The following is a 2264-nucleotide window of genomic DNA, read 5'->3' as shown; positions in this document are numbered from 1 at the left end:
CTAAGGGCGTCCGTCTGCCGAACCTGCCGCAGATCCGCGACATTCAGAACGAAGAGTTCGAGAAGATGCTGGCTGGCGACCAGACCGCCCAGCAGGCGCTGGACAACGCCGTCGAGCGTGGCAACGCTGCCATCCAGGAGGCTATGGGTCAGTGACCCGTGACCGGCCGCGCCGTCACCGGTGCGGCCGGGCTTTCCCATGAACCGCGCAACATTCCCCCACCGCGTCCTGCCGTGGCTGCTGGTCCTGCCGCAGCTCGCGATCTCGCTCGTCTTCTTCTATTGGCCCGCCTTGCAGGCCATGTGGCAGTCGACCCTGAAGGAGGATCCCTTCGGGCTGAGTTCCAAGTTCGTGGGCCTCGACAACTTCCGCAAGGTCCTGTCGGACCCCGCCTACCTCAACTCCTTTCAGGTGACGGCGTTCTTTTCCGTCGTGACCGCCTTCCTGTCGATGTCCATCGCCCTTCTACTGGCAGTGCAGGCGGAAAAGGTGCTGGCCGGCAAGGCCTTCTACCGCACGCTAATGATCTGGCCCTATGCCGTCGCCCCCGCCATCGCTGGCATGCTGTGGCTCTTCATGTTCAACCCGTCGTTCGGCACGCTGGCCTGGCCGCTGCGTCAGATGGGCATCGACTGGGACCCGCTGCTGAACTCCGGTCAGGCGATGGGACTGGTCATTGCGGCTGCTAGCTGGAAGCAGATCAGCTATAACTTCCTGTTCTTCGTGGCCGGGCTTCAGGCGATCCCGAAGTCTCTGATTGAGGCGGCGGCGATCGACGGTGCAGGCTCCGCCCGCCGCTTCTGGACCATTGTGTTCCCGCTGCTGGCACCGACGACCTTCTTTTTGCTGGTCGTGAATTCCGTCTACGCCCTGTTCGACACCTTCGGCATCATCCACGCCGTGACGGGCGGCGGCCCCGGCAAGGCGACGGAAACGCTGGTCTACAAGGTGTATAACGACGGCTATAACAACTTCCTGCTGGGCTCTTCCGCCGCGCAGTCGGTGATCCTGATGGCCATAGTTATCACGCTGACGGCCTTCCAGTTCAAATATGTCGAACGGAGGGTGCATTATGGCTGACCTAGGCATGGTGGGATCGTCGAAGCGCAGCCGCGTCGTCGCGCACATCTTTCTGATCCTCGGCGTGTTGATCGTGGCCTTTCCGATCTATTACGTCGTCATCGCCTCGACCCACACGCTGCAGACCATCCTGCGCCCACCGCTGCCCTTGCTGCCGGGGGCCGAGGGGCCCTCTAATTATGGCGAAGCGATTTCGGGAGGCATTGGGCGGATCGGCGGTGTCAGCGTCGGGCGGCTGCTGGCGAACACAGCTTTCGTCGCGGTGGGCATCGCGGTAGGCAAGATCATAATATCCATGGCTTCGGCCTATGCGATGGTCTTCTTTCGATTTCCATTCCGCATGGCCTGCTTCTGGCTGATCTTCATCACGCTGATGCTGCCGGTCGAAGTGCGTATCATGCCAACCTACAAGGTCATGGTGCAACTGCATTTGATTGACACCTATGCAGGCCTGATCCTGCCGCTGATCGCGTCGGCCACGGCGACGCTGCTGTTCCGGCAGTTCTTCATGACGATCCCGAACGAGTTGGTGGAGGCGGCACGGGTGGACGGAGCAGGGCCGTGGCGGTTCTTCAAAGACATCCTGCTGCCGCTGTCGACGACGAACATTGCGGCGCTGTTCGTGATCCTGTTCATTTATGGATGGACGCAATACCTGTGGCCGCTGCTGGTCACCAATTCAAATTCGATGAACACCATCGTCATCGCTCTACGCAAGATGATCTCTTTCGCGGATGCAGACACGCCTTGGAACCTCGTCATGGTGACGGCGGTGTTGGCGATCCTGCCGCCCGTGCTTGTCGTGGTGCTGATGCAGCGCTGGTTCGTCAAAGGCCTTGTGGAGACTGAAAAGTAATGGCGACGATTTCGCTGCGCGACGTGCGCAAAAGCTATGCCAAGCAAGAGGTCATACACGGCGTGTCCATTGACGTGCCAGACGGTGAATTTGTTGTAATCGTCGGCCCCTCCGGCTGCGGCAAGTCCACACTGCTGCGCATGGTCGCTGGGCTGGAGGCAATAACCAGCGGCGAGATCGAGATTGGCGGCAGGGTCGTTAACGATCTGGAACCTCGCGCGCGCGACATCGCGATGGTGTTTCAGAACTACGCGCTTTACCCGCATATGACCGTTTTCGACAACATGGCCTACGGGCTAAAGATCGCGAACATGCCGAAAGCCGAGAT

Annotated in this window: 3 protein-coding genes and 1 pseudogene; all 4 read left to right on the top strand. The window is 60.3% G+C overall.

Translation table 11 applies throughout. The features are described from left to right. Nucleotides 1–155 (top strand): annotated as a pseudogene (locus tag ACOI1H_RS25070) (sn-glycerol-3-phosphate ABC transporter substrate-binding protein); the annotation flags it as partial. A gap of 43 nt (nucleotides 156–198) precedes the next feature. Further along, nucleotides 199–1080: a sn-glycerol-3-phosphate ABC transporter permease UgpA gene (gene ugpA, locus ACOI1H_RS25065; protein ID WP_422440989.1), complete on the top strand. Its 882-nt coding sequence runs from the start codon at nucleotides 199–201 to the stop codon at nucleotides 1078–1080. Between the two features lie 7 nt (nucleotides 1081–1087). Further along, nucleotides 1088–1936 carry a sn-glycerol-3-phosphate ABC transporter permease UgpE gene (gene ugpE / locus ACOI1H_RS25060; protein ID WP_422440991.1) on the top strand — a complete coding sequence of 283 codons (849 nt, stop codon included), beginning with the start codon at nucleotides 1088–1090 and terminating at the stop codon, nucleotides 1934–1936. After that, nucleotides 1936–2264 (top strand): ATP-binding cassette domain-containing protein (locus ACOI1H_RS25055; protein WP_422440988.1); only part of this gene is annotated, 329 nt, incomplete at its 3' end. The genes ugpE and ACOI1H_RS25055, both read left to right, overlap by 1 nt.

The sequence above is a fragment of the Loktanella sp. DJP18 genome, from assembly GCF_049310965.1.
GTDB lineage: Bacteria > Pseudomonadota > Alphaproteobacteria > Rhodobacterales > Rhodobacteraceae > Loktanella.
This window is presented reverse-complemented; position numbering and strand designations above follow the sequence as displayed.